General features: G+C 77.0%; 29 protein-coding genes. 12 read left to right on the top strand and 17 right to left on the bottom strand.

Annotated features, from left to right (window positions below):
- Positions 1 to 10: 10 nt before the first annotated feature.
- The 3 genes from ACWPWW_RS06505 to ACWPWW_RS06495 all read right to left on the bottom strand — a co-directional run bounded on the left by ACWPWW_RS06505 (position 11) and on the right by ACWPWW_RS06495 (position 2,518).
- Positions 11 to 568 (bottom strand): M15 family metallopeptidase, encoded by a 558-nt coding sequence (locus tag ACWPWW_RS06505; protein WP_454049522.1) that lies wholly within the window; start codon positions 566 to 568, stop codon positions 11 to 13.
- 140 nt (positions 569 to 708) lie between these two features.
- On the bottom strand, positions 709 to 2,244 hold the full coding sequence (locus tag ACWPWW_RS06500) for an ATP-dependent DNA ligase (RefSeq protein WP_454049521.1): 1,536 nt from the start codon (positions 2,242 to 2,244) through the stop codon (positions 709 to 711).
- Between the two features lie 49 nt (positions 2,245 to 2,293).
- Positions 2,294 to 2,518 (bottom strand): hypothetical protein, encoded by a 225-nt coding sequence (locus ACWPWW_RS06495; RefSeq protein ID WP_454049520.1) that lies wholly within the window; start codon positions 2,516 to 2,518, stop codon positions 2,294 to 2,296.
- A 46-nt stretch (positions 2,519 to 2,564) separates the two neighbouring features.
- Between ACWPWW_RS06495 and ACWPWW_RS06490 the strand changes: the two genes are divergently transcribed.
- Positions 2,565 to 2,870 carry a hypothetical protein gene (locus ACWPWW_RS06490; protein ID WP_454049519.1) on the top strand — a complete coding sequence of 102 codons (306 nt, stop codon included), beginning with the start codon at positions 2,565 to 2,567 and terminating at the stop codon, positions 2,868 to 2,870.
- A gap of 6 nt (positions 2,871 to 2,876) precedes the next feature.
- Here ACWPWW_RS06490 and ACWPWW_RS06485 read toward each other — a convergent pair whose 3' ends face one another.
- Complete coding sequence (locus tag ACWPWW_RS06485) at positions 2,877 to 4,328, bottom strand: lipase maturation factor family protein (RefSeq protein WP_454049518.1); 1,452 nt, start codon at positions 4,326 to 4,328, stop codon at positions 2,877 to 2,879.
- A gap of 988 nt (positions 4,329 to 5,316) precedes the next feature.
- Here ACWPWW_RS06485 and ACWPWW_RS06480 point away from each other — a divergent pair.
- Complete coding sequence (locus tag ACWPWW_RS06480; RefSeq protein WP_454049517.1) at positions 5,317 to 5,745, top strand: PadR family transcriptional regulator; 429 nt, start codon at positions 5,317 to 5,319, stop codon at positions 5,743 to 5,745.
- A gap of 21 nt (positions 5,746 to 5,766) precedes the next feature.
- Here ACWPWW_RS06480 and ACWPWW_RS06475 read toward each other — a convergent pair whose 3' ends face one another.
- The 4 genes from ACWPWW_RS06475 to ACWPWW_RS06460 form a co-directional block, all read right to left on the bottom strand.
- Positions 5,767 to 6,147, bottom strand: coding sequence for a VOC family protein (locus ACWPWW_RS06475; protein ID WP_454049516.1), 381 nt, complete (start codon positions 6,145 to 6,147; stop codon positions 5,767 to 5,769).
- A 67-nt stretch (positions 6,148 to 6,214) separates the two neighbouring features.
- Complete coding sequence (locus ACWPWW_RS06470) at positions 6,215 to 6,943, bottom strand: YoaK family protein (RefSeq protein ID WP_454049515.1); 729 nt, start codon at positions 6,941 to 6,943, stop codon at positions 6,215 to 6,217.
- Positions 6,944 to 7,068: 125 nt separating this feature from the next.
- Positions 7,069 to 7,557, bottom strand: a complete 489-nt coding sequence (locus ACWPWW_RS06465; RefSeq protein WP_454049514.1) for an SRPBCC family protein — start codon at positions 7,555 to 7,557, stop codon at positions 7,069 to 7,071.
- Positions 7,554 to 7,904: an ArsR/SmtB family transcription factor gene (locus tag ACWPWW_RS06460; RefSeq protein ID WP_454049513.1), complete on the bottom strand. Its 351-nt coding sequence runs from the start codon at positions 7,902 to 7,904 to the stop codon at positions 7,554 to 7,556. The genes ACWPWW_RS06465 and ACWPWW_RS06460 overlap by 4 nt, the downstream gene beginning before the upstream one ends.
- A gap of 76 nt (positions 7,905 to 7,980) precedes the next feature.
- On the opposite strand from ACWPWW_RS06460, the gene ACWPWW_RS06455 reads away from it, so the two are divergent.
- Positions 7,981 to 8,367, top strand: a complete 387-nt coding sequence (locus ACWPWW_RS06455) for a DUF1304 domain-containing protein (protein ID WP_454049512.1) — start codon at positions 7,981 to 7,983, stop codon at positions 8,365 to 8,367.
- A gap of 10 nt (positions 8,368 to 8,377) precedes the next feature.
- Here ACWPWW_RS06455 and ACWPWW_RS06450 read toward each other — a convergent pair whose 3' ends face one another.
- The 3 genes from ACWPWW_RS06450 to ACWPWW_RS06440 are packed head-to-tail and all read right to left on the bottom strand — an operon-like array spanning position 8,378 to position 11,479.
- Positions 8,378 to 9,256, bottom strand: coding sequence for an ABC transporter permease (locus ACWPWW_RS06450; protein WP_454049511.1), 879 nt, complete (start codon positions 9,254 to 9,256; stop codon positions 8,378 to 8,380).
- The gene (locus ACWPWW_RS06445) at positions 9,243 to 10,217 is read right to left on the bottom strand and encodes an ABC transporter ATP-binding protein (RefSeq protein WP_454049510.1); all 975 of its coding nucleotides are present in this window, start codon (positions 10,215 to 10,217) and stop codon (positions 9,243 to 9,245) included. The genes ACWPWW_RS06450 and ACWPWW_RS06445 overlap by 14 nt, the downstream gene beginning before the upstream one ends.
- On the bottom strand, positions 10,214 to 11,479 hold the full coding sequence (locus ACWPWW_RS06440) for a LolA family protein (RefSeq protein ID WP_454049509.1): 1,266 nt from the start codon (positions 11,477 to 11,479) through the stop codon (positions 10,214 to 10,216). Before ACWPWW_RS06440 ends, ACWPWW_RS06445 begins: the two co-directional genes overlap by 4 nt.
- A 93-nt stretch (positions 11,480 to 11,572) precedes the next feature.
- Between ACWPWW_RS06440 and ACWPWW_RS06435 the strand changes: the two genes are divergently transcribed.
- Positions 11,573 to 12,226: a response regulator transcription factor gene (locus tag ACWPWW_RS06435; RefSeq protein ID WP_454049508.1), complete on the top strand. Its 654-nt coding sequence runs from the start codon at positions 11,573 to 11,575 to the stop codon at positions 12,224 to 12,226.
- Positions 12,223 to 13,599, top strand: a complete 1,377-nt coding sequence (locus ACWPWW_RS06430) for an ATP-binding protein (RefSeq protein WP_454049507.1) — start codon at positions 12,223 to 12,225, stop codon at positions 13,597 to 13,599. Before ACWPWW_RS06435 ends, ACWPWW_RS06430 begins: the two co-directional genes overlap by 4 nt.
- A 13-nt stretch (positions 13,600 to 13,612) precedes the next feature.
- On the opposite strand, the gene ACWPWW_RS06425 is transcribed toward ACWPWW_RS06430, so the two are convergent.
- Together ACWPWW_RS06425 and ACWPWW_RS06420 are read right to left on the bottom strand one after the other, a co-directional pair.
- Positions 13,613 to 14,008 (bottom strand): hypothetical protein, encoded by a 396-nt coding sequence (locus ACWPWW_RS06425; RefSeq protein WP_454049506.1) that lies wholly within the window; start codon positions 14,006 to 14,008, stop codon positions 13,613 to 13,615.
- Between the two features lie 77 nt (positions 14,009 to 14,085).
- Complete coding sequence (locus ACWPWW_RS06420; RefSeq protein WP_454049505.1) at positions 14,086 to 14,568, bottom strand: NUDIX hydrolase; 483 nt, start codon at positions 14,566 to 14,568, stop codon at positions 14,086 to 14,088.
- Positions 14,569 to 14,653: 85 nt separating this feature from the next.
- On the opposite strand from ACWPWW_RS06420, the gene ACWPWW_RS06415 reads away from it, so the two are divergent.
- From ACWPWW_RS06415 to ACWPWW_RS06405, 3 genes are read left to right on the top strand one after another with little or no spacing between them, the layout of a single operon-like run.
- A complete protein-coding gene (locus ACWPWW_RS06415; protein WP_454049504.1) occupies positions 14,654 to 15,109 on the top strand; it encodes a peptidase inhibitor family I36 protein in 456 nt (151 codons plus the stop codon).
- 19 nt (positions 15,110 to 15,128) lie between these two features.
- Entirely contained in the window at positions 15,129 to 15,707 is a 579-nt protein-coding gene (locus ACWPWW_RS06410) for an RNA polymerase sigma factor (RefSeq protein ID WP_454049503.1), read from the top strand.
- Positions 15,704 to 16,888, top strand: a complete 1,185-nt coding sequence (locus ACWPWW_RS06405; RefSeq protein ID WP_454049502.1) for a CU044_5270 family protein — start codon at positions 15,704 to 15,706, stop codon at positions 16,886 to 16,888. The genes ACWPWW_RS06410 and ACWPWW_RS06405 overlap by 4 nt, the downstream gene beginning before the upstream one ends.
- A 37-nt stretch (positions 16,889 to 16,925) precedes the next feature.
- On the opposite strand, the gene ACWPWW_RS06400 is transcribed toward ACWPWW_RS06405, so the two are convergent.
- From ACWPWW_RS06400 to mqo, 4 genes are all read right to left on the bottom strand, one after another.
- Positions 16,926 to 17,807: an NAD(P)H-hydrate dehydratase gene (locus ACWPWW_RS06400; RefSeq protein WP_454049501.1), complete on the bottom strand. Its 882-nt coding sequence runs from the start codon at positions 17,805 to 17,807 to the stop codon at positions 16,926 to 16,928.
- A complete protein-coding gene (locus ACWPWW_RS06395; RefSeq protein WP_454049500.1) occupies positions 17,800 to 18,522 on the bottom strand; it encodes a histidine phosphatase family protein in 723 nt (240 codons plus the stop codon). The genes ACWPWW_RS06400 and ACWPWW_RS06395 overlap by 8 nt, the downstream gene beginning before the upstream one ends.
- Before the next feature lie 225 nt (positions 18,523 to 18,747).
- Complete coding sequence (locus ACWPWW_RS06390; RefSeq protein ID WP_454049499.1) at positions 18,748 to 19,353, bottom strand: flavodoxin family protein; 606 nt, start codon at positions 19,351 to 19,353, stop codon at positions 18,748 to 18,750.
- A 27-nt stretch (positions 19,354 to 19,380) separates the two neighbouring features.
- A complete protein-coding gene (gene mqo / locus ACWPWW_RS06385) occupies positions 19,381 to 20,973 on the bottom strand; it encodes a malate dehydrogenase (quinone) (RefSeq protein WP_454049498.1) in 1,593 nt (530 codons plus the stop codon).
- A 145-nt stretch (positions 20,974 to 21,118) separates the two neighbouring features.
- On the opposite strand from mqo, the gene ACWPWW_RS06380 reads away from it, so the two are divergent.
- The 4 genes from ACWPWW_RS06380 to ACWPWW_RS06365 are packed head-to-tail and all read left to right on the top strand — an operon-like array spanning position 21,119 to position 23,378.
- A complete protein-coding gene (locus tag ACWPWW_RS06380; protein WP_454049497.1) occupies positions 21,119 to 21,310 on the top strand; it encodes a hypothetical protein in 192 nt (63 codons plus the stop codon).
- Complete coding sequence (locus ACWPWW_RS06375) at positions 21,307 to 21,819, top strand: hypothetical protein (RefSeq protein ID WP_454049496.1); 513 nt, start codon at positions 21,307 to 21,309, stop codon at positions 21,817 to 21,819. Before ACWPWW_RS06380 ends, ACWPWW_RS06375 begins: the two co-directional genes overlap by 4 nt.
- Positions 21,816 to 22,847 carry an NAD-dependent epimerase/dehydratase family protein gene (locus tag ACWPWW_RS06370; RefSeq protein WP_454049495.1) on the top strand — a complete coding sequence of 344 codons (1,032 nt, stop codon included), beginning with the start codon at positions 21,816 to 21,818 and terminating at the stop codon, positions 22,845 to 22,847. Before ACWPWW_RS06375 ends, ACWPWW_RS06370 begins: the two co-directional genes overlap by 4 nt.
- A gap of 36 nt (positions 22,848 to 22,883) precedes the next feature.
- Positions 22,884 to 23,378: a DsbA family protein gene (locus ACWPWW_RS06365; protein ID WP_454049494.1), complete on the top strand. Its 495-nt coding sequence runs from the start codon at positions 22,884 to 22,886 to the stop codon at positions 23,376 to 23,378.
- Positions 23,379 to 23,380: the final 2 nt, after the last annotated feature.

Raw genomic sequence — 23,380 nt, 5'->3', positions numbered from 1 at the left:
GCCCGCCCCGTCACCAGGCCCAGGACGAGTCCGGGTGCGGCTCGGGGCACGCCTCGGCGCCGTCCGGCAGCATCTCGTAGTGCCAGACCTCGTTGACGTACGTCTGGCACAGGCCCAGGTCGACGCCGTGCTCGGCCAGCCAGTACGAGCCGGCGGTGGGCCCGACGTCGATCGCCAGCCCCTGCACGTGCGCGGACACGTCCGGCGGCAGCACCCAGCGGTGCGCCTCCGGGCTGCCGTACCGGTCGAACGCCTCGTCGACCAGCGCCTGCTGCTCCTCGGCGGAGCGCCGCCCGGACGTGAGCGTCAGCGCCACGCCGTCCGCGGCGGCGGCCTCCTGCGCGGCGGTGAACCGCGCCGCGAGCTCCGGGTCGAGTCCCGTGAGACCGGGGTCCCCGGCCGGGGTTCCGGCGGCGCTCGGCGCGTCGAGCGCGGCGGCGACCTCGGACGGGGGAGCGGCGGGCACGGCGCCCGCGGCCGGCGTGGTCCCCGCGCAGCCGGCGGTCGTCGCGGCGAGGACGCCGACCAGCGCGAGCGCGGCCGTGGTGGTGCGGGTGCGAGGGGTCATGCGTCCACGTTCCCGTCGCGCGCGCGTGCGCCGCGTCGGTCGACGGGTGGCCCCGTCGGGGGCGGAGTGGGCCCGCGGGGGGACGGCGGCCTCGTCCCGGGGTCGCACGCCGGACGCGGCGGCTCGCGCGGACCCGAGGCTCAGCCCGCGGCCAGGGCCCGGACCGCGTCGATCGTGTCCGCCTCCGCCGCCGGCTTGTCCTCCCGGTACCGCAGCACCCGCGCGAACCGCAGCGCGATCCCGCCGGGGTAGCGCGGGGAGCGCTGCACGCCGCCGAAGGCGATCTCCACCACCTGCTCGGGCCGCAGCGTCACCGTCCAGCCGTCGTCGGCGACCTCCAGCTCCCGGAACCGGGTGGTCTGCCAGGCGAGCATCTCGTCCGTCATGCCCTTGAACGTCTTGCCGAGCATGACGAACCCGCCGCTCACCGGGTCGCGGGCGCCGAGATGGATGTTGGACAGCTGCCCGGTCCGCCGGCCCGAGCCGCGCTCGACGGCGAGCACGACGAGGTCCAGCGTGTGCCGCGGCTTGACCTTCACCCAGGCGCCGCCCCGGCGGCCCGCATCGTAGGGAGCGGTCGCGTCCTTGACGATCACGCCCTCCTGGCCCGCCGCGACCCAGCCGGTGAACGCCTCCTGCGCGACGTCGGGGTCGGCGGTCACGACCCGCTCCACCAGGTGACCCGGCGCGACGGCGTCCAGCGCGGCGAGCCGCTCGGTCAGCGGGGCGTCCAGCAGGTCCCGGCCGTCGAGGTGCAGCACGTCGAAGAAGAACGGCCGCAGCGCGGTGACCGCGGCGATCTCGGCGTCCCGCGTCGCGCTGCGGGCCGCGGTCTCCTGGAACGGGCGCGGCCGGCCGTCGGGGCCGAGCGCGAGCGCCTCGCCGTCGAGCACGGCCGACCGCACGGGCAGCGCGCGGGCGGCCTCGACGACCTCGGGCACGCGCGCTGTGATGTCGTCGAGGCTGCGGGTGTACACCCGGACGTCCTCGCCGTCCCGGTGCACCTGGATCCGGATGCCGTCGAGCTTGGCGTCGACGACCACCGCGCGGCCCCCGAACCCGGCGACGGCGGTGGCGACGTCCGGCGCCGAGGCGGCCAGCATCGGGCGGACGGGGCGGCCGACGGTCAGCCCGAACGCCTCGAGCGCGGCGGTGGCCGCCTCGGGGGAGGGTGCACCGAGCGCGGCCTCCGCGACGGGCTCGCTGGCGCCGGCGAGCATGGCGGCGCGGCGCACGGTCGCCACGGGCACCCCGGCGGCCTCGGCGACGGCGTCCAGCAGCAGCGCGTCCAGCGCGCCCTGCCGCACGTCCCCGGAGACCAGGCCGGCGAGGAACCGCTGCTCGTCGGCGGTGGCGGCGGCGAACAGGTCGGCGGCCAGCGCGGCGCGCGCCCCCGCGGAGCCGGGGCCCGCGAGCGCGGCCATCCGCTCGAACGCCGCGTCGACGGCCAGCACGTCCAGGCTCGGCTCGGCCGCGGGAGCCGGGAGCTGCTGGAGCGAGCGCCAGCCGAGGCCGGTGCGGCGCTGCCGCAGCTCGCCCGCGAGGTACCGCGCGACCACCGGGACCTCGGGCGGGGCGGTGCGGCGGAGCAGGTCGACGAGCAGGGCCCGCTTGGCCAGGCGCGACCGGGTCGCGGCCAGGCCGGCGGAGGTGGTGGCGACGTCGGCGAGCAGCACGGACGTCATCCTGCCGCTCGGGGCTGACACCCGCGCGGCGTCGCCGGGGCTACTCCGCGGCCGGTGCCCCGCGGCTCAGCCGGACCTCCTCCGCGTCGAGCTGGGCCTGCACCTCCCGCAGGACGATGTCGTCGATCGTGCGCTCGTCGCGCAGCCGGACCACCGCGGCCCGCTTGTGCGCCAGGACGGCGAGGGCCCTCGCCGCGTCCGGCGACGGGCAGCGCGGGCGGTTCGGCGCCGCCGCTCCGCCGGCACCGCCGGCCATCTCGGTCACGTCGAACCGGACGACGGGTGCCCTGCGTGCCCGGGCCGCGGCGCCGGTGGCGGGCGGCGTCCCGGAGGCCGAACCGGACCCCGTCCGCGTCGCCCAGGACGCGCCCGACCCGGCGTCCCGGTTCCCGCCGGGGGAGTTCGTCCGGACCACGCCGACCGGGCAGGTCTACGAGGTGCGCCCGGGGGCCGAGATCGACGCCCCGGGGATGCGACCGGTCGCGATGACGGAACGGCGCGCGTACCCGGAGCTGCACGCCACCCTGCCCGAGGACGGGGACGGCGGTGCGCGCGGGGACGGCGCAGGGGACGGGACCGGCGGTGCGGGCGGGCCGAGCGACGACCCGCCGTTCTGAGATCCGTCAGCGCCGGCGCAGCATGTCGCGGCTGACGGCGTCGACCATCAGGCCGTCGTCCTCCCGGACCCACCGGTCGCCGGTCGCACGGTGCTCGGCCGGGGTCGCGAACCGGTACCGGTACAGCCGTGCGCGGACCCATCGCGGCCGCGCGCCGTCGAACGGGTCGTGCGCCATCAGCCGCAGCGTCGGCCGGTCCGCCTCCAGCAGCTTGCCGAGGAACGGCACGAACCACCGCAGCTGCGCCGACGACCCGAGCGCCAGGAACCACATCAGCCAGTCCAGCCGCAGGTGGTAGGGCGCGTACTGCCGGGGGAGCCGCCGCACGTCGCCGGGCTTGCCCTTGAACCCGTACTCCGACCAGGTCGAGCCGGGCCCGGGGTCGACGTCCTGGGTGCCCTCGACGACGACCTCCGTGCGGCGGCGGGTGATCGTGCCGAAGGCGCCGTAGGCGTTGACCAGGTGGAAGACGTTGAACGAGGCGTTCATCCGCTGGTGCCGGGACACCAGGTTCCGCGCCGGCCACCAGGACAGCGCCACGCAGAGCGCGCTGACCGCCAGCACCACCACCACGAACCACGGCGGCGGGTCCGTGGTCGGGGCGCTGGTGACGTCGACGCCCACCAGCCCGAGCACCGCCGCCCAGGACCCGTCGTCGACGGCCGAGGCCGCCAGGACGATGGTCAGCCAGTTCAGCCAGGCGAAGTTGCCGGACAGGACCAGCCAGAGCTGGGTGACGACCATGACCCCCGCGGCCGTGCTCGCGACGGGGCCCGGCAGCAGCAGCCCGAACGGCACGACCAGCTGCGCGAGGTGGTTCGCGGCGACCTCGACCCGGTGCAGCGGCTTCGGCAGCAGGTGGAACAGCCGGCTGGCCGGCCCCGGCATCGGCTGGGTCTCGTGGTGGTAGTACAGGGCCGTCAGGTCGCGCCACGCCGGGTCCCCGCGCCACTTGATCAGCCCCGCGCCGAGCTCGAGCCGGAACACCAGCCACCAGAGCAGCGCCAGCACGGTCCACGGCGGGGCGACCGCGTCCGACCCCAGGAACGCCACCAGGAACCCCGCCTCGAGCAGCAGCGACTCCCAGCCGAACCCGTAGAACGTCTGCCCGACGTTGACCACGGACAGGTACAGCACCCACAGCACGGCGAACGCCAGCAGCGGCACCCACGGCGGACCCTGCTGCGGCAGCCCGGCGACCAGGGCGAGCGCCACCACGACGCCGACCCAGCCGACGACGACCACCAGCCGGTCGGTGTAGCGCCAGGAGAACAGGCTCGGCGACGCCCGCCACGGCACCCGCGCCGTGAACTCGGGCACCGGCAGCAGGCCGCGCTCGCCCAGCAGCGGCCGGAACTGCCGCAGCACGACCACGAACGCGATCACGTAGACCGCGGCCACGCCGCGCTGCGCGATCTCGCGGGCGATCGTGTAGCGCTCGGCGTCGAACCACTCCATGCGTCCGGCCTCCCTCCGTGCCCCTGCTCCAGCGTCGCCGCCCCCCGCGCCGCCCGCACCCCCACCCGCCCCGCCCGCCTCGAGCCCGCTCGCCCGCATCCCCACCCGCCCCCAGCCCGCTCGCCCGCACCCCCACCCGCCCCGCCCGCCCCCAGCCCGCCGGAAAACCCACACCCGCCCGCGCCCGAACCCGCAGCCGCCCGAACCCGCCCGCGCCCGAACCCGCACCCGCCCGCAGGTGCTGCCGCACCTCTGCTCCGCCGCGGGGTCAGCGCCGAGACTGCGGCAGCTGCGGCATTCCCGGCGCTGAACCCCGCGCCTGCTGCAGTCTCGGCGTCGCCCGCCCGGCTCGTGCCGATCGCACCGTGCGCGCTCGCCCCGCCTGCCTGCGCGCGGCCCGCGTCTCGCACGCGGTTCGCACGCGCGCCGAGACTGCGGCAACTGCGGCGTTCCCCGCGCTGAACCCCGCGCCTGCTGCAGTCTCGGCGTCGCCCGCCCGGCTCGTGCCGATCGCACCGTGCGCGCTCGGCCCGCCTGCCTGCGCGCTCGCCCCGCCTGCCTGCGCGCGGACCGCGTCTCGCACGCGTTTCGCGCGCGCGGCGAGACTGCGGCAGCTGCGGCCTTCCCCGCGCTGAACCCCGCGCCTGCTGCAGTCTCGGCGTCGCCCGCCGCGCGGGAGGAGGCAGGGGTTGACTTGGGGCAGTAGCGATATATCGTTAGCGTCATGCGATACAACGATGAGACGAATGAGAGCGAGGGCCGCCAGGAGCGGTCCGGTCGCGGCCCGCACGGGTCGCACGAGGGGCACCACGGTCACGGGCCGCGCGGCTTCGGGGGGCGCGGTCCGCGGAGCGGGTTCGGGCCCGGCGGGTTCGGCCCCGGCGCGTTCGGTCCTGGCGGGTTCGGGCCCGGCGGGTTCGGCGGCTTCGGGCCCGGGTTCGGTCCGGGTGGTCCCGGCGGTCGTCGGGGCAGGCGCCCGCGCGGTGACGTGCGGAACGCCATCCTGCTGCTGCTGGTCGAGCAGCCGATGCACGGCTACCAGCTGATGGAGGCGATCGCCGAGCGCAGCGGTGGCCGGTGGCGGCCCAGCCCGGGCGCGGTGTACCCGACGCTGAACCTGCTGGAGGACGAGGGGGTGCTGACCCTCACGGCGTCGGCGGGCCGCAAGCTCGCGACCCTGACGGAGGAGGGCCGAGCGCTGGTCGAGCGGGAGTCCGCCGGCTGGCCCGACCCGTTCGCGACGGACGACCCCGAGCAGGGCGTCGACCTGCGGGACGGCCTCGGCCAGCTCGCGGAGGCGGTCCGGGCGGTGGCCCGTGGGGGCACGGAGCCGCAGCGGGAGCGCGCGGCGGAGATCCTCGCCGACGCCCGCAAGGCGGTCTACCGGCTGCTGGCCGGCGACGAGCCGACGGACTGACCCACCGGAACCGCCCGCCGCTCAGGGCCAGACGTGCGCCCGGGCGGCGAACTCCTCCTGGGCGCTGTGCACGGGGATCACGCAGACCAGGTGGCCGCCCGGGACCCGCAGGGTGCGGCAGTCCAGCCAGGCCCCGACCTCCACCGCGCCGAGCGCGAGCAGCCGCTCGGTCTCGGCCGCGACGTCGTCGGTCTCCATGTCGAGGTGGTAGCGCCCGGGCTCGCCGATCGACTGGACCGCCGTCACCAGGCCGGGCACCGGGTCGTCCAGGTGGGTGAACTGCTCCTCACCCGGGACGGCCCGCGCGTCCACCCCGGTCGCGGCCGACCAGAACGCGACGGACGCCGCGGCCTCGGCGTGCGGGGCGTCGATGAGCAGGGTCGAGATCCGGCTGCGGTGCACGGTGTCCTCCTGGTGTCCGTGGGAGGTTAGCGGCCGACCGGGCCCCGGCACCAGGGTCCCGCCGCGATCAGTCGCCGTCCGTGCCGGCCGAGGCGTGGGCGAGCGCCGGCGCTCCGTCGCCGTCGGGCGCCGCCGTGCGGCGGGTGTGCGTCTCGATCGCCACCAGCACGCCGGCCAGGACCGCCGCGGCCAGCAGCACCGCCCGGGTGCCGAGCGCGTCCGGGGCGCTGGCGAGGGCGCCGATCCCCGCGCCGCTCGCGAAGGCGAGCACGATGAGCGCCAGCCGCCGCGCGACGACCCGCTGCGTCCGGTCGTACCCGGACAGCCACTCGTACGTCGCGGTGACCAGCGAGCGCAGGTTCCCGGTGGTCATCGTGGTGCTGTAGCTCGTCTCCCGGACCAGCCGGAAGGTGCTGACCTGCAACGCTGCGACGAACGCGACCGCTGTCGTCGTCGCGACCGGGGGGAGCGACGCGGGCAGGCGGGCCACGAGCACGAGCACCGCGATCTCGACCAGGAGCACCGCCCGGGTCGGGTCGCGCAGCACCCGGCGGTGCGCCGCCAGCGTCTCCGCGGCCACCAGCCCCGCCACGAACGCGCCGATCACCGGCAGGTACGCCGCGGCCTGCGCCCACCGGCCCTGCGCGACCTCCATCGCGACCAGCACGACGTTGCCGGTCTGGGCGTTCGCGAAGACGCCGCCGTGCGCCACGTACGTGTACGCGTCCAGGAACCCGCCGACGACCGCGAGGGCGGCTCCGGTGACCGGGTGCTCGGGACGGGTGCGGACCCTCACGGCCTGCACCTCTCGGGGGAGGTGCAGGCCGTGGTGGCAGAGAGGTCGTCGTCCACCTCTCCAGTGTCCCCCCGGGACATCCCATGACTTGCGACGAAGGTCCGGCGGCACGGGCCCTGGCGGGGTCAGCCCTCGGCCAGGAGCGCCGGGATCTGCCCGATCGCCTCGGTCATCCCCTCGATCATCCCCATCTCGGTCATCTGCTCCATCGCCTCCGCGCTGGGGAACCGGGACTCGATGGTCATCCGGGTGCCGGCGTCGGTGGCGGTCAGCTCGACGCGGGCCACCGTCGTCGGCATGGAGGTGTCGGGTGCGCCCGAGGAGTCGGCGAACCCGTCCTCGAACTCCAGCGAGCGGGGGGCGTCGACGGTGCGGAACTGCCACCAGCCGTGCGCCTTCTCGCCCTCCGGGCCCGTCATGTAGTACGACGCCCGGCCGCCCTCGGCCAGGTCGTGCGCGGTGAACGTCGCCGGCCAGGTGGGCGGCCCCCACCAGCGCTCGAGCTGGCGCGGGTCGGACCAGACCCGCCACACCCGCTCCGGCGGCGCGTCGAACTCCGCCACGATCGTCAGCGTCAGGGCGTCGCTGTCCTTGCTCGTGTCCACGACCGTCATCTGGCATCCCCTCCGTGCGTCTCCCCGAGGAGGTCGCCGATGCGGTCGATGCGGCCGCGCCAGATCTCCTCGAGCCGGTCGAGCAGCCGTGCGGCTGCCCGGATGGTCGCGACGTCGGCGTGCACGATCTGCTCGCGACCGTGCCGCTGCTTGACCACGAGGTGCGCCCGCTCGAGCACCGCCACGTGCTTCTGCACGGCGGCGAAGCTCATCGCGTACGAGGCGGCCAGCGCGCTGACCGATTCCTCGTGGCGCAGCACCCGCGTGACGATGTCGCGGCGGGTGGCGTCGGCGAGGGCCGCGAACACGCGGTCCACCTCCGCGGGGTCCAGCTGACGTACAACCATGTGGTTGCACGTTACTCGGGTGTGGCGCACGCCACAAGACCCCCGGGTGCGGCAGCCGCGGGAGCACACTGGGCCCGTGATCGCCGCCGGACTCGTGCTCGCCGCCCTCGCGGCCCTCGTGCACGTCTACATCTTCACGCTGGAGTCCCTGACCTGGACCTCGGCCCGCACCCGCGCGGTCTTCGGGACGACGCCGGAGGGCGCCGAGGCCACGAAGGAGCTCGCGTTCAACCAGGGCTTCTACAACCTGTTCCTCGCCGTGGTCGCCGCGGTGGGCGTCGTCGTGGCGGCGACCGGGTCGACCGGGGTCGGTGCCGCGCTGGTGCTGGCGGCCACGGGCTCGATGCTCGCCGCGGCGCTGGTGCTGCTGCTCTCGTCGCGGGACAAGGCGCGCTCCGCCGTCGTGCAGGGTGCGTTCCCGCTCCTGGCGGTCGTGGCGACGGTGGTCGGCCTGCTGGGTTGAGGGCCGCCCGCTACGACGTGACGTCGGCGGTGGTGAACCGCGCCCACGCCAGCGAGCCGAACACGGCCACCCACGCCACCTGCACCAGCAGGCCCGAGCCGACGACGCCCCAGTCCACCTGCACCCGCAGGAACTCGGCGAAGTCGAACCAGTGGTGCGTCAGCAGCCCCGGGTGGATCGCCGACAGCTGCGGCAGCGAGTCCAGCACGGTCGACACCACGGCGACGACGACCGTCGCGGCCATCGCGCCGACGGGCACCTCGGTGAGCGTGGAGAAGAACAGCCCGACGGCCACCAGCCCGGTCAGCGACAACCCGACGTAGGCCACCACCCCGGCCACGCGCAGCACGCCGTCCGCGACCCCCACGGTGTCCCCGGACAGCAGCGTCGTGTCGTGCAGGCCGAAGAACACCGCCCCGACGACCAGCCCGGTCACCGCGACGGCCAGCACGGCGGCCGCGGCGAACGTCAGCGCGGCGACCGCCTTGACCGCGAGCAGCCGGCCGCGGGGCACCGGCACCACCAGCAGGTAGCGCAGCGTCCCCGTGGCGGCCTCCCCGGCGACCGCGTCCCCGGAGGCGATCCCGATGCAGAGGGGCAGCAGGAACGGCAGGCAGAGGAACAGCGCCGCCACCACCAGGAACAGCCCGTTCGCCGTCACCTGCGACAGGAACGCCGGTCCCTGCCCGGACAGGGCGCTGTCGCGGGTGACCAGCAGCACGGTGCCGATCACGACCGGCACCAGCGCCAGCCCCGCGAGCAGCACGAGGTTCCGCCGCCGGCCAAGCACCAGGCGCAGCTCGGAACGCAGCAGGCGACCGAACGCCACGGGCGCGGCGGCGGGGGCCCGGGCGGGCACCGGCTCGCGGACGGTCTCAGCGCGCGACATCGAAGCCCTCCCCGGTCAGCTCCACGAACACCTGCTCCAGGTTCGGCCGCGCGACCTCGAGCCCGGCCAGGTCGACCCCGGCGTGCACGAGCGCGGCCGACGCCTTCTCCGGCGGGGTCGGGCCCAGCAGCGCGGTGACCTGCGCGCCCGACGCCTCGACCTCCGTCAGCCCGAGCCCGGCCAGGACCTCGGCCGCCGCGGCGACCTGCGCGGCGCGCGTCGTCACGACCAGCCGGGCGGCCCGCCCCTCGGTGAGCGCGGCCCGCTCGCCCTGCAGCAGCAGGTGCCCGCGGCTCATGATCCCGACGTGGGTGCACACCTGCTCGATCTCCGCGAGCAGGTGCGACGACACCAGCACCGTCGCGCCGCCGTCCGCGAGCTCGCGGACCAGGTGCCGCACCTCGCGGGTGCCCTGCGGGTCGAGGCCGTTGGTCGGCTCGTCGAGGACCAGCAGCTCGCGCGGCTGCAGCAGGGCGGCGGCCAGGCCGAGCCGCTGCTTCATCCCCAGCGAGTACTGCCGGTACGGCTTGGTCGCCGCGGCGGTGAGCCCGACGCGGTCCAGGGCGGCGTCCGCCCGGCGGCGGGAGGTCCGCGGGTCGGCGGTGGCGTCGCCCGCGTCGAGCCGCGCGAGGTTGGCCCGGCCGGTCAGGTACGGGTGGAACGCGGGACCCTCGACCAGGGCGCCGACGCGGGGCAGCACGCGGGTGGCGTCCTCGGGCATCGCCGCACCGAGGAGCCACGCGCGCCCCGCGGTGGGCCGCGCGAGCCCGAGCAGCATGCGGATGGTCGTCGTCTTGCCCGAGCCGTTGGGGCCGAGGAACCCGTAGACCGCGCCGCGGGGGACGCGCAGGTCGACGCCGTCGACGGCGACCTGGCCCGACCGGAACCGCTTGGTCAGCCCGGCGGTCCGGACGGCGAGGTCGTCGTCCGGACCGTCGAGCGCGGCCGTGGGTGCGGTCATGCCGCGGCGCGCAGCGTGTCGGCCGGGACCGACCCGACCAGCACCCGGCCGTCGTCCGTGACCAGCACGCTCAGCAGGGTCGAGCTGAGCAGCCGGCCCTCCGGCACGACCTGGGTGAGCTGGTCGTAGAGCGCGGTGCCGTCGAGCGACGGCTTGGCCGGGCGGCCCTCCTCGTCGCTCGGGACGAACTGCTGCACCAGGTCCTGCGCCTCCTCGGAGCCGAGCACGCGGTCGGCGCCCGGCACGGCGGCCAGCGACTCCGCGCTCCCGCCCAGCAGGCCGGCGACGTCGAGGTCGGCCACGGTGACGACGGTCGACCAGCCGGAGCCGGTGACCGTGACGCCCTCGGGGAGCATCGCGGCCGGGTCGGCCTCCGGGTCCCAGCCCTCCGGCAGCGCGGCCGGGTCCGCCTCGGGCAGCGGCACGACGACCTCCTCGGTGGTCGCGCCGGCCGGCGGCGAGAACGCCAGCACGGCGTCGTCGGGGGCCGTGAAGGCGACGTCGGTGAACCCGACCTCGAGCGACGGGGCCTCGCCGTCCTGCGTGGCCCACACCTGCACCCGCAGGGGCGCGGAGGTCTCGGCGTCGACGGCGACGACCACCCGCGACACGAGCGTGGCGTCGTCGGTCGGGCTGACCACCAGCTGGTAGGCGTCGCGGCCCGCCACGGTGGTCGGCTGGTCGACCGTCACGTCGGCGTCCTCCTCCGCGTGCGCCAGCACCTGGGCGGCGGCCTCCTCGGGCGTCGGGAGGTCCGCGCCCGCGGGCGGGGTGGCTCCGGCGCGGAGCTGCTCGGCCAGGGCGTCGTACCGCGCCTGGTCGGCCGGGTCGAGCGCGAAGTGCGTGACGGCGTCGTCGGTCGAGGAGTAGGTCCAGGCCTCGGCGCCGTCGCGCACCACGGAGTACTCCGAGGTCGCGCCGAGCAGCGAGACGCGGGACCGGTCCGACCCGTCGGACCACAGCCGCAGGGTCGAGGACCCGCCCAGCAGGTTGAGCGGGTCGGCACCCGTCATCTCGGCCGGCAGCTCGGGGAGCCCGAGGCGCGCGGTGTAGACGACGGTGCCCTGCACGGGGGTGGGCTCGGCCTCGGCGACGCGGGCGAGCAGCTGCTCGGGCGTCACGTCGGGCAGGCCGTCCGAGTCGGCGGACGCGAGCACCGGGACGCCGACCGCCGCGGCCACCGCGACGGCGACGACGCCGGGGACGGCCCACCGGGCGCGGGGGGACAGGGTGCGGGGAGCACGGGGCTGGGTCTCGGACATGTCCCCACTGTGCGCCACCCCGGCTGAGGCTGCGCTGAGAGCCGCGCGGCGCCCGGCCGCCGCCCACGGCGCCGGGGGTGGGATGCTGCCACCGTGCGGGTCCTGGTGGTCGACGACGAGCGCGGGCTGGTGAGCGCCCTGCGCCGGGGGCTCACCGCGGAGGGGTTCGCGGTGGACGTCGCGTACGACGGCGCCACCGGGCTGGAGCTGGCCACCGACCGCGACTACGACGCGATCGTGCTGGACGTGATGCTCCCGCGCCGCAACGGCTACGACGTCGTCACCGGCCTGCGCGCGGCGGGTGTCACGACGCCGGTGCTCATGCTGAGCGCGAAGGACGGGGAGCACGACGTCGCCGACGGGCTGGACGTCGGCGCGGACGACTACCTGACCAAGCCGTTCTCGTTCGTGGTGCTCGTCGCGCGGATCCGCGCGCTGCTGCGCCGTCCGCCGCAGGTGCGGCCCGCGGTCCTCGCGGTCGGCGACCTCGTGCTCGACCCGGCCGCCCGGACCGTGACCCGGGCCGGCGTGCCCGTGGACCTGACCGCCCGGGAGCTCGCGCTGCTGGAGTACCTCATGCGGCACGCGGACCGGGTGGTCGGCAAGGTCGAGCTGCGCGACCACGTCTGGGACGGCCCGGGCGAGGACGGCAACGTCGTCGAGGTGTACGTCGGCTACCTGCGTCGCAAGCTCGGCCGGGACGCGGTGCTGACGGTGCGCGGCGCCGGGTACCGGGCGGCGGGATGAGGTCGCCGGCGGAGCGCCGGTGGTCGCTGCGCGCCCGGCTCACCGTGCTGACGTCGGGCCTGCTCTGCGTCGCGCTCGTGGTCGGGGCGGTGGTGCTCAGCACCGTGCTGTCCCGCAGCCGGGTGGCGGCGCTCGACGACGTCGTCCGCGACCGCGCCGCGACCGTGGCCGGCCTGGTGGCCGGGGACCGGGTGCCCGACGCGCTGCCGGTGGCCGAGCCGGGGGAGATCGTCCAGGTGCTCGACGCCGACGGGCGGGTGGTGGCGACGTCGCCGACCGCGAGCCGCACGCTGCCCGTGCTGCCCGCCGACGTCCTCGCCGGCCTGCGGGCCGAGGCGGTCGGCCCGGAGCCCCTGGTCGTCGGCACGGACGCGTCCGCCTACGACGCGCAGGCGCGCGCGGCGGTGCTGGTCCCGGAGGGCGGCACCACCGGCACCGTCGTCGTCGCCACCGTGCCCGTGGCCGAGGTCGAGGGGCTGGTCCGGGCGCTGCGGCTGTCGCTCGCGGGCGTGGTGCCGGTGCTGACGGCGCTGTTCGCCGGCGCCATCTGGGTGGCGCTTGGGCGCGCGCTGCGCCCGGTGGAGCGGCTGCGGTCGGCGGCCGCCCAGGTGGCGCGCGCGGGCGGGCCGGGGTCCCTGCCCGAGCCGGGCACGGACGACGAGATCGGTGCGCTGGCCCGCACGCTGAACGAGATGCTGGACCGGCTCGAGGTCGCGGCCGGGCGGCAGCGGGCGTTCGTCGCCGACGCCGCCCACGAGCTGCGCACCCCGCTCGCCGCCCTCGGCGCCACGCTCGACGTGGCGCGCGCGCACCCCGACGCGTACGCGGGCGACGAGCTGGTGACCGAGCTCGGCGCCGAGGTCCGCCGGATGCAGGCCCTGGTCGACGACCTGCTGCTGCTGGCCCGCCTCGGGTCCCGGCCGGTGCCCGACGCGGACGTGGACCTCGCGGCGGTGGCCCGGGACGCGGTGGCGCTGGCGGTGGCGGGGCGGGAGGGCGACCGCACCCGGTCCGCCGTGACGGTCGAGGTGCAGGGCGGCGGGACGGCCCGCGGCGACGCGGTCGCCCTCGGCCGGGTCGTCCGGAACCTCGTCGACAACGCCCTGCGGCACGCGACGGCACAGGTGCGGGTCGAGGTCGCGCACCGCACGGTGGTGGTCGTCGACGACGGCCCCGGCATTCCGGCCGACGACCGGGACCGGGTGTTCGAGCGGTTCGTCCGGCTCGACGACGCGCGGTCGCGCGCGGGCGGCGGCAGCGGCCTCGGGCTGGCCATCGCGCGGGAGATCGCGCGCGAGCACGGCGGCGACGTCCGGCTGCGCGACCGGGCCGACGGCGCACCGGGGCTGCGCGCGGAGCTGCGGCTGGGCTGAGCCCGCCGGCCCGTCAGGGTGCCGGCGGGACCGGGTCGTCGCGCCGCACGACGAGCCCGGCGAGGCCCGCGGGCACCGGCGCCCGGCCCGGGCCGCCGGCGTGCAGCCAGCCGGCGAGCTGCTCGGTGCTGCCGTCGCCGGCGAGCCGCTCGAACCAGACCGGGGACGCGCCGGCCCGCCGGCTGGACGCGCCCGGCCGCGCGACGACGACGTCGCCCCGCTCGCACGCGTCCAGGCAGTCCACCAGCGTGAGCCGTGCGACCCCGCGGCCGGCCAGCGCGCGCAGCCGCGCCAGCTGGCCGCCCGGTAGCGCGTCGCCCTCGCCGAGCGTCTCGCCGGCGCACAGGGCGCAGGCGGTGAGCGCCGGCCGGTCGGTCTCGGGGGCGCGCGTCGTCAGGTCCTCGGGCACCGGGCGACCCTACGTCGCCGGCGCGGTGGGACGTGCGGGCCCCGTGCAAGCCCCGTGCGGGCCGCGTGCGGGCCCGGTCAGGACGGCAGCGACAGCACCGCGGGCAGCGCGCCCCCGCGCAGGCCGTCCAGCACCAGCCGCTCGTGCGGGACGACCGGGTCGGGCAGCGCCGCGAGCGGGAACCACCGCATCGCCGCGGCCTTGTCCGCCTCGACCAGGGTCGGCTCGCCGGACCAGCGACGGACCACGAAGAACACGTCGCACCGCTGCTCGACGGCCGGCCCGCCGCGCTCGAACCGGTGCAGCGTGGTCAGCGGCTCGAGGTCGGCGGGGTCGATCCGGACGCCCGCCTCCTCGACGGCCTCCCGCACCGCGGCCTCGTGCACGGACTCGCCGGGGTCGACGTGCCCCGCGAGCGTCGCCCAGTGCTCGTCCAGGTACCCCGTGCCGCGGCGCAGCTGCAGCAGCACCTGGTCGTCGCGGAGCAGCAGGACGTAGGCGGCGGCGACCAGCAGGGAGCGGTGGCCGAGGTGGTCGTCCGGGGCGTAGCGGTGCGTCACGGGTCCCGACTCTGCCACGGCGGTGTGACCGACCTCATCACGGCTGCGCGTGACGAGGTCGACGCGGACGGGGATGTCACGGGATGTGAAGACCACCCGTGCCCTGCGCCCCGCCCTGACCGCTGCCGTCCTGCTCACGCTCTGCGCCCTCGCGCCCGCCGCGGGCGCCGCCGCCCCGGATCCGGGCGCCGCAGCCTCGGAGCCGGGCGCCAGCGCCTCGGAGCCGGGCGCCGCCGCCCTGGAGACGCCCGGGTCGGTGGAGGTGGCGGGGCGCAGCAGCGACCAGTGCCAGGCGTTGCGGTTCTGCCTGTGGTCGGGGACCAGCTTCTCCGGGGCGTTCTGGTCGACCGGGACGGGCGGCACCCAGGCCACGGTGATCGGCACCGCACGCTCCGTCTGGAACCGGATGACGGTGGACGTCCAGACGTTCGCCGGGGCCGGGGCGAGCGGCGCGGTGCAGTGCTGGGACGCCGGCGCGCAGTCGGGCGGCGTGTCCGCCCCCAGCATCTCGATCCGTACGATGGGGACGACGACGTGTTGACGAGCGACCTGAGGACGACGTGCGGGAAGGCGGCGACGGCGAGCCCGAGGAGGCCGCCGCGGCGGAGGGCGACGCTGCGGCGTTCGCCGTCGCCTACCGGCTGCTGGCGCCGCAGGTCCGCGGGTACGCCCGGCGCCAGGTCCCGGACGACCAGGCCGAGGACGTCGTCGCCGAGACCTTCCTGGTGCTCTGGCGGCGCTGGGCCGACGCCCCCGCGGCGCCCGAGCAGCTCCGGCCGTGGGTGTTCGGGGTCGCCCGCCACAAGATCCTGCGCGTGCGCGAGCAGCATGCACGCGTCCTGCGGTCGGTCGCCAGCGTCGCGGTCGCGGAGCCGGCACGTCCCGCGCCCCCCGACCCCGCCGACCGGCTCGCGGGGGACGACCGGGCGCGCCGGCTGCTCGCGCTGCTGCCGCCCGCCGAGGGCGAGGCGATGTCCCTGACCGTGTGGGCGGGTCTCACCCCGGGCGAGGCGGCCGAGGTGCTCGGCTGCTCGCTCACCGCGCTCACGTCCCGGCTGTCGCGGGCACGGGCCCGGCTGGCCGCGGCGCTCGCCGCCGACGACGACACGACGACCGACCTCGGGAGGAGGGGCCGATGACGCAGGACCACGACGAGCGGGAGGCGGAGCGGCTCGCCCGCGCCGAGGTCGCCGCGCTGCGGGACCTGCTCGACGCGCACGGGCTCGGGGCGCCGGACGCGCCGCCCGCCGCGGGACGCGCCGAGGACGACGGCGCGATCGCGGCGATCCTGGGGCGTGGCGGCGACGTCGACGCGGCCGGCGAGGCCGGAGACGACGCGTCCGGGGCGCCCGTCGTCCCGCTGCGGCGCCCGGCCACCCGCCGTCCGGCCCGCCGGCGCTGGGCCGTCGCCGCCGGTGTCGCGGCCGCGGCCGTCGCGGGCGTCTCGATCGCGCTGCTGCCCCCGCAGGGCGCGCCGAGGGCGGTCGCCGTCGGGTCCCCGCCGATGCTGGCGTACCCGGTGCCGCCGGCCGAGCTGGCCTCGGCGGCCGTCGAGCCCGCGCGGGACACCCTGCTGACGCTCGCGGACGCCGCCGCGGCGCAGACCGACCCCGAGGCCGCGGGGACCGTGCAGCACGTCCTGTCGCAGAGCTGGCTCAGCAGCACCACCGCCACGGGGGACGGCGGCGCCGACACGACCATCGACCCGACCGTCCGCGAGACCTGGCTGTCGGCCGACGGCTCCCTCGTGGCGGCCGAGTGGCGGGGTGCGGAGCTCCGTGCGGACGGCATGCTCGAGCCGGTGGACACGGCGCCGGAGGAGGCGGCCGTCGACCGGATCCCCGCGGGGACCGACGACCCGGACCGCGCGGCGGACCTCTCCCTGGAGCCGGCCGTGCTGCGCGGGCAGCTGCTCGAGCTGGCGGGCGGCGACCCCATCGGCTGCGGACCGGGCACCGCCGACGGCGCGTGGTGCGTGTACCAGGGGCTCACGGTGCTCGACGCGTACGTGCTGCCCTCGGCGCTGGAGTCGGCGGTGTGGTCGGTGCTGGCCGAGGAGCCCGGCGTCGGCCTGGTCGGCGAGGTGACCGACCGTGCCGGTCGCCGTGCCGTCGGCGTCTCGGTGCCGGCGGGTGCGCCGGACGTCGACCCCGTCGTCCGGGTGCTGCTGCTCGACGCGGAGACGGGCCGGCTGTCGGGCCGCGAGGAGGTCACGCTGTCCTCGCCCGCCATGGACATCACGGAGCCCACCGTGACGACGTTCCGGTACGAGCTCGCGGCGGACCGGGTCGCCGAGGTCGGCTGGGCGGGTCGGGGCTGAGCACCCCGGCCGGCTCCGCCGGCCCCCGTGGTGCGGCTCAGGCCTGGAGCTCGACCAGCAGCGCCGGCACCTGGTCCACCAGCTCGCGCGCGAGGTAGCCCAGCGGACCGACGCGCGCGGCCAGCCGGTCGCCCGCCGCGCCGTGGACGGCGGTGCCCCAGGACGCCGCCTGCTCGGGCGGGGCGTCGCCCGCAAGCAGCCCGGCGATCACCCCGGCCAGCACGTCGCCGCTGCCCGAGGTGCCGAGCCCGGCGTACCCCGTCGCGGACTCCCAGCGGCGCCCGTCCGGGTGCGCGACCGTCCCGGCGCAGGTCACGACGGCGCCCCAGCGCTCAGCGACGCGCACCGCGGCGTCCTCGGCGGCGACCGCGTCACGGTCCGTGCCGAGCAGCCGGGCCGCCTCGGCGAGGTTCGGGGTGAGCACCGTGCGGCCCGCCGGCAGCACGGCGTCGTCGCCGAGCCCGGGCAGCACGCCGAGCGCGAACGCGTCGAGCAGCAGCGCCGGCCCGTCGTCGCCGGCGTCGGCCAGGGCGGCCAGGACCACCCGGAGCAGCGCGGCGGCGCCCTCCGGCTCGTCCAGGCCCGGCCCGAGCACGACGGCGTCGGCGCGGCCCAGCTCGTCCGCGAGGTGCGCGGGCGGCTCGCCGGTGGGGGAGCCGTCGGGGGTCTCGGGCAGGCCGAGCACCCCGGCCTCGGGCGTGGCGACGGCCAGGGCGGGTGCCACGGACTCGGCGACCGCGAGCGTCAGCCGCCCGGCGCCGATCCGCAGCGCGCTCAGGCCGGCCAGCGCCACGGCGCCGGGCGTGCGGCGGGCGCCGCCGATCACCAGCACCCCGCCGCGCGCGTCCTTGGTGCCCTCCCGCGGCGGCAGGGGCCAGCCGCGGAGCAGGGCCGGGGTCAGCACGGCCGCGTCACTCATCGCCCTGCCCCGGGTGCTCGGTGACCGCGGCGTCCTCCTCGGCCAGGTGCCCGACGTCGTCGACCCGCTCGGCCCGCCAGCCGCCGGGCCCGCCGACCAGCACCGTGAGCGACGCGTTCCGGATGCTGCGGTCGGCGACCTGCGCCATCAGCTCGTCCTCGGTCAGGCCCTCGCAGACGTAGCGCAGCAGCCAGATGACGGCGTCGTGGCACACGACCAGCACGCGCCGGCCCTCCTCGCGGCGCTCGATGTCCGCGACGACCGAGCGCAGCCGCAGCGCGACGTCCGACCACGACTCGCCGCCCGGCGGCCGGTAGTACATCTTCCCGAGCCGGTCCCGGCGGGCGGCCTCGTCGGGGAACCGCTCGTCCACCCCGTGCCGGGTGAGCCCGTCGATGATGCCGAGCTCCCGGTCGCGCAGCCGCTCGTCCACGACGGGGCGCAGGTCCAGGCCGGCCTTCTCGACGACCAGCTCGGCGGTCCGCCGGGCCCGGACGTAGGGCGAGCACCACAGCGCCTGCGGCGCGGCGTCGGGCGCGAGCGTCGCCAGGTGCGCGCCCAGGGCCCGGGCCTGCTCCTCGCCGGTCGCCGACAGCGGGGTGTCGGCGTCGCGGGTCTCGACGCCGACCGTCTCGGCACCGGTGCGCTCGGCGTGGGTCGCCGCGACGTTGCCCAGGCTCTCGCCGTGCCGGACGAGCAGGAGTTCGCTGGTCATGCGCCCCACCGTGGCAGGGGCACGGCGGACCCGCATCCGCAGCGCCGCGACCGTCTGCGAGCGGTCGTGACACTCTGTGACTGAGGTCACACGTCGCTGATGTGACGGATCGGCGCAGCCGGCGGACTTCATGGACGACACGGCGGACGGTGCGGAGGGGCACCCGACGCGCGTGCGGTGGTCCGTCCGAGCCCGCAGGGGGCGGCTCGGGCGGACCACCCCTTCTCAGCTCGCCGGCGGGCCCAGGGGAGCGGCCGCCAGGGCGCGGGCCACGCCGACCAGGTTCTGCGCCATCGCGCGACCGGTGGAGTGGCTCCACTCGTGCCCCTCCTCGGTGTCCGAGTACTCCGGGCCCGGGCCGGGGCCGCGGTTCCAGTAGGTCCACGCCTGCGGCGGGATCGTGAACCCGATGTCGATCAGCCCGCCGGTGATCTCGGAGATCACGTGGTGGGCGCCGTCCTCGTTGCCGGTGACCACCACGCCGGCCACCCGGTTGTAGGCGACGGGCCGGCCGTCCTCGTCGGTCTCGGAGATCATCGCGTCCAGCCGCTCGAGCATGCGCTGGGCGTAGGACGACGGCCGGCCGACCCACGTCGGCGTGGCCACCACCAGGATCTCGGCCTCCAGGATCGCGCCGCGGATCGCCGGCCACTCGTCGCCGTCGCCCAGGTCGGACTCGACCCCGGGCGGCAGGTGGTGGTCGGCGAGGCGGAACGTCGTGGTCGTCACCCCGTGGTCGGCCAGCGCGTCGATGACGACGTGGGCCAGCGCACCGGTGTTGGAGGGCTGCGGCGACGGCTTCAGCGTGCAGTTCAGGACGACGGCTCTCATCGCCCCACCGTGCACCCGCCGGCGCGATCAGGCGACCGGGGTGTCCCGCCGCCGGGGGAGCGAGGGCCGCGCGGGACGGCGACCCGGCCGGGCCGCACCCGCCGCGCCGGCGTCGCCCGGGGTCGCGGAGCCCGGGCTCGACGGGTCGTGCGTGCCCAGGTCGGGGTCCGCGTCGGGCGCCTCGGCGACCGTGCCGTCCGTGGCCGTCGCCGGGTCGGCCAGCACCGGCATCAGCTGCTCGAGCCGCGGCTGCCAGCCGGCCATCCGGTCGGGGAAGCAGCGGCGCAGCAGGTCGAGCATCGCCGACGCCGCGGTCGACGCGCCCGGGGAGGCGCCGAGCAGGCCCGCGATCGAGCCGTCCGCCGCGGTGATGAGCTCGGTGCCGAACTCCAGCACGCCGCCGCCCTCGCCGCGCTTGATGACCTGGACCCGCTGGCCGGCGGTGATCAGCTCCCAGTCGCGGTCGCGGGCCGTCGGCAGGAACGCGCGCAGCGACCGCAGGCGGGCGGTGCGCGTCGCCAGGACCTCGCCGATCAGGTACTTCAGCAGGTCCAGGTTGTGCAGCCCGACGGCGAGCAGCGGGACCAGGTTGCCCGGCCGCACCGTGCGGAGCAGGTCCGTCCACGAGCCCTGCTTGAGGAACTTCATGCTCCAGCCCGCGTACGGGCCGAACAGCAGCGCCGGCTCCCCGCCGACCACACGGGTGTCGAGGTGGGGCACCGACATCGGCGGCGAGCCGACCGCGGCCTTGCCGTAGACCTTGGCGCGGTGCCGCTCGACGAGCACCGGGTCCGTCGTGCGCAGGAACTGCCCGCTGATCGGGAAGCCGCCGTAGCCCTTGATCTCGTCGATCCCGGACGCCTGCAGCAGCTTGAGCGCGCCGCCGCCGGCACCGATGAACACGAACCGCGCGTCGAGCGTGGACCGCTTCGGGCTGGCGTTCCAGGAACGGTCGACCAGGTGCAGCCGCCAGCCGCCGCGGCGCCGGCGGATCCGCCGCACCTCGTGCTGCAGCCGGACGTTCGTGCCGCGCGCCACGAGGTCGTCCACGAGGTGCCGGGTGAGCGCGCCGTAGTCGATGTCCAGGCCGTCGTCGGCACGGGTGGCCGCCACCGGCTCCCCGGGGTCGCGCCCGTCCATGACCAGCGGGGCCCAGCGGGCGATCGTGGCGGGGTCCTCGGAGTACTCGAGGTGCTCGAACCGCGGGTGCGCGGTCAGGGCGGCGTGCCGCCGGCGCAGGTAGTCGACGTCGGCGGCGCCGCGCACGAACGTCAGGTGCGGCACGGGCGAGCGGAACCCGTCGTCGGGGAGCCGGCCCTCCGCGCGCAGCGTGTCCCACAGCGCGCAGGACAGCTCGAACTGCTCGTTGATCGTCACGGCCTTGGCGATGTCGATCGAGCCGTCGGCGCGCTCGGGCGTGTAGTTCAGCTCGCAGAGCGCGGCGTGCCCGGTGCCGGCGTTGTTCCAGGCGTCCGTGCTCTCGAGCGCGATCCCGTCCAGGCGCTCGACGATCTCGATCCGCCACGAGGGCTCGAGGTCCGACAGCAGCGTGGCGAGGGTGGCGGACATGATCCCGCCACCGACCAGGACGACGTCGACCGGCTCAGCAGTTGAGGGCACCCCTCGATGGTAACCAGCGCGGAGGAGCACTCGCGCACCATCCCCGGTACGCGGACACCAGGGACCGAGGTCCTCCGCCCGCCGGCGCGCACGCGACCTGAGCGTTCGGCGTGCGAGCCGCCGCGCGTGGTGCCAGCGTGGGCCCATGAGCACCGACGACACCACCAGCAAGGGCTACGACCCCGCCGAGGACCCCGACACCGACCCGGAGATGCTCAACCCGCGCACGGGCGAGCAGGCGGTCGGCGAGGAGGACCAGGGCGACCCGGACGCGGACCCGGGCAACCTGAACCCGCGCGCCGAGGGTGCCGACGGCGGCGGCGCCGCCACCCCGTGAGGCGGCTCGACCGCACGCTGCTCGACTCCTACCTCGGCGACCACCTCGCCGGGGCGGTGGGCGGCAGCGCGCGGTTCGGCCGGATGGCCGACGCGTACGCGGACACCCCGCTGGGTCCCGCGCTCGGCCGGATCGCCCAGGAGGTCACCGACGAGCGTGAGTGGCTGCGGGACACCGCCTACCGGCTCGGCGTCGAGCCGAGCCTGGTCAAGCGCGTCGGCGTCGCCGTCGGCGAGCGGGTGGGCCGGCTCAAGCCCAACGGCCGCCTGACCACGGCGTCGCCGCTGTCGGCCGTGCTCGAGCTGGACCTGATGCGGGGCGCGGTGTCCGCGAAGCGCGGCCTGTGGGAGACGCTCGAGATCTGGTCCGAGGAGCTCGGGCTGGACGGCGAGCACCTGCGCCGCCTCATCGCGCAGGCCGACGACCAGATCGCGACGCTGACCCGGCTCGGCGCCGTGGCCCGCGAGCAGGCCTTCGCCGAGGACGGCACCCCCGGGGAGCCCACGTGAGGGTGGTCGTCGTCGGTGCCAGCGGCAACGTCGGCACGGCCCTGCTGCGCCGCCTGCGCCAGGACCCGACGGTCACGTCGCTCGCGGGCGTGGTGCGCCGGACCCCGCAGGGACCGCCCCCTGCGCCGTACGACACCACGGAGTGGACGGCCGTCGACATCGGGGAGCGCGGACCCGACGGGCCGGTCGTCGAGCGGCTACGGCGGGCGTTCGGCGGCGCCGACGCCGTCGTGAACCTCGCCTGGCTCATCCAGCCGAGCCACGACCGCGACCAGCTGCGCCGGGTGAACGTCGACGGCGCCCGGCGGGTCCTGGCCGCGGCCGTCGAGGCGCGCGTCCCGCACCTCGTCGTCGTGTCGTCCGTCGGTGCCTACAGCCCGTCGTACACGGACGAGCCGCGCGACGAGACCTGGGACACCGGCGGCGTGCGGTCGTCGCAGTACAGCGTGGACAAGGTCGCGGTGGAGCGGCTGCTGGACGAGGCCGAGGTCCGGCACCCGTCGCTGCGGATCGCCCGGGTGCGGCCCGCGCTCGTGTTCCAGCACGCCGCGGGCCACGAGATCAAGCGGTACTTCCTCGGGCCGTTCGTGCCCGCGCGCCTGCTCGACGGGAGGCTGCCGGTGCTGCCGTGGCCGGCCGGGGTGCGGGTGCAGGCGGTGCACGCCGACGACCTGGCCGAGGCGCTGCGCGAGACGATCGTGCGGCAGGCCGAGGGGCCGTACAACATCGCGGGCCCCGGGCTGATCCGCGCTGCCGACGTGGCGGACGTCCTGTCCCGCGGGAAGTGGCGGGAGGTGCCGCACGCGCCCGTGCGCGCCGCGCTGACCGCCGCCTGGTTCGCGCGGCTCGCGCCGATCGGGCCGGGCTGGTTCGACCTCGGCGCGTCCGTGCCGGTGCTCGACACCGGGCGGGCCGAGCGGGAGCTCGCGTTCCGCCCGCGGCACACCGGCGTGCAGGCGATGCGGCAGCTGCTCGCCGGCGTGGTCCGCGGGGCCGGCACGGCGAGCCCGCCGATGCGGCCGCGCTGACGGCACGGGCGGGGGCCCGGCGGGCATGCTGGTCCCATGACCGACCGCCTCGTCCTGGGGGACCCCGCCGCGCCCGTCACCGTCACCGAGTACGGGGACCTCGAGTGCCCGTACTGCCGGTCCGCCGAGCCGGTGCTCCGACGGCTCGTCGAGGAGTCGGACGGCGGGGTGCGCCTGGTCTGGCGGCACTTCCCGCTGTTCCAGGTGCACCCGCACGCGCTCATCGCCGCGCTGGCCGCCGAGGCCGCCGCCGAGCAGGGCCGGTTCTGGGAGATGCAGCGCGCGCTGTTCGCGCAGCAGGACCGGCTGACCGAGCCCGACCTGAAGGCCGTCGCGGCCCGGCTCGGGATCGACCCGGCGCTCGCGGCCGGACCGGGCGCGCAACGGTTCGCCGACCAGGTGGAGGCCGACTACGTCGGCGGGCTGGACCTCGGCATCCGCGGCACGCCGACGCTGCTGGTCCAGGGCGAGCGGTACCGCGGGCCGGTCGAGCTCGGCGCGCTGCGCGACGCGGTGGCCGCCGCGGTCTGAGC

This window comes from Cellulomonas sp. Marseille-Q8402, from assembly GCF_965119525.1.
Note: the sequence above shows the minus strand (reverse complement) of the source record. Positions and strands in the feature narration are given on the sequence as shown.

Bases quoted from the DNA above. Each gene is read 5' to 3' on its own strand.
- ACWPWW_RS06505 (WP_454049522.1), bottom strand. From the start codon at position 568: ATGACCCCTCGCACCCGCACCACCACGGCCGCGCTCGCGCTGGTCGGC.
- ACWPWW_RS06485 (WP_454049518.1), bottom strand. From the start codon at position 4,328: ATGGAGTGGTTCGACGCCGAGCGCTACACGATCGCCCGCGAGATCGCG.
- ACWPWW_RS06465 (WP_454049514.1), bottom strand. From the start codon at position 7,557: ATGACGGTCGTGGACACGAGCAAGGACAGCGACGCCCTGACGCTGACG.
- ACWPWW_RS06460 (WP_454049513.1), bottom strand. From the start codon at position 7,904: ATGGTTGTACGTCAGCTGGACCCCGCGGAGGTGGACCGCGTGTTCGCG.
- ACWPWW_RS06450 (WP_454049511.1), bottom strand. From the start codon at position 9,256: ATGTCGCGCGCTGAGACCGTCCGCGAGCCGGTGCCCGCCCGGGCCCCC.
- ACWPWW_RS06445 (WP_454049510.1), bottom strand. From the start codon at position 10,217: ATGACCGCACCCACGGCCGCGCTCGACGGTCCGGACGACGACCTCGCC.
- ACWPWW_RS06440 (WP_454049509.1), bottom strand. From the start codon at position 11,479: ATGTCCGAGACCCAGCCCCGTGCTCCCCGCACCCTGTCCCCCCGCGCC.
- ACWPWW_RS06430 (WP_454049507.1), top strand. From the start codon at position 12,223: ATGAGGTCGCCGGCGGAGCGCCGGTGGTCGCTGCGCGCCCGGCTCACC.
- ACWPWW_RS06405 (WP_454049502.1), top strand. From the start codon at position 15,704: ATGACGCAGGACCACGACGAGCGGGAGGCGGAGCGGCTCGCCCGCGCC.
- ACWPWW_RS06400 (WP_454049501.1), bottom strand. From the start codon at position 17,807: ATGAGTGACGCGGCCGTGCTGACCCCGGCCCTGCTCCGCGGCTGGCCC.
- ACWPWW_RS06395 (WP_454049500.1), bottom strand. From the start codon at position 18,522: ATGACCAGCGAACTCCTGCTCGTCCGGCACGGCGAGAGCCTGGGCAAC.
- ACWPWW_RS06390 (WP_454049499.1), bottom strand. From the start codon at position 19,353: ATGAGAGCCGTCGTCCTGAACTGCACGCTGAAGCCGTCGCCGCAGCCC.
- ACWPWW_RS06380 (WP_454049497.1), top strand. From the start codon at position 21,119: ATGAGCACCGACGACACCACCAGCAAGGGCTACGACCCCGCCGAGGAC.
- ACWPWW_RS06365 (WP_454049494.1), top strand. From the start codon at position 22,884: ATGACCGACCGCCTCGTCCTGGGGGACCCCGCCGCGCCCGTCACCGTC.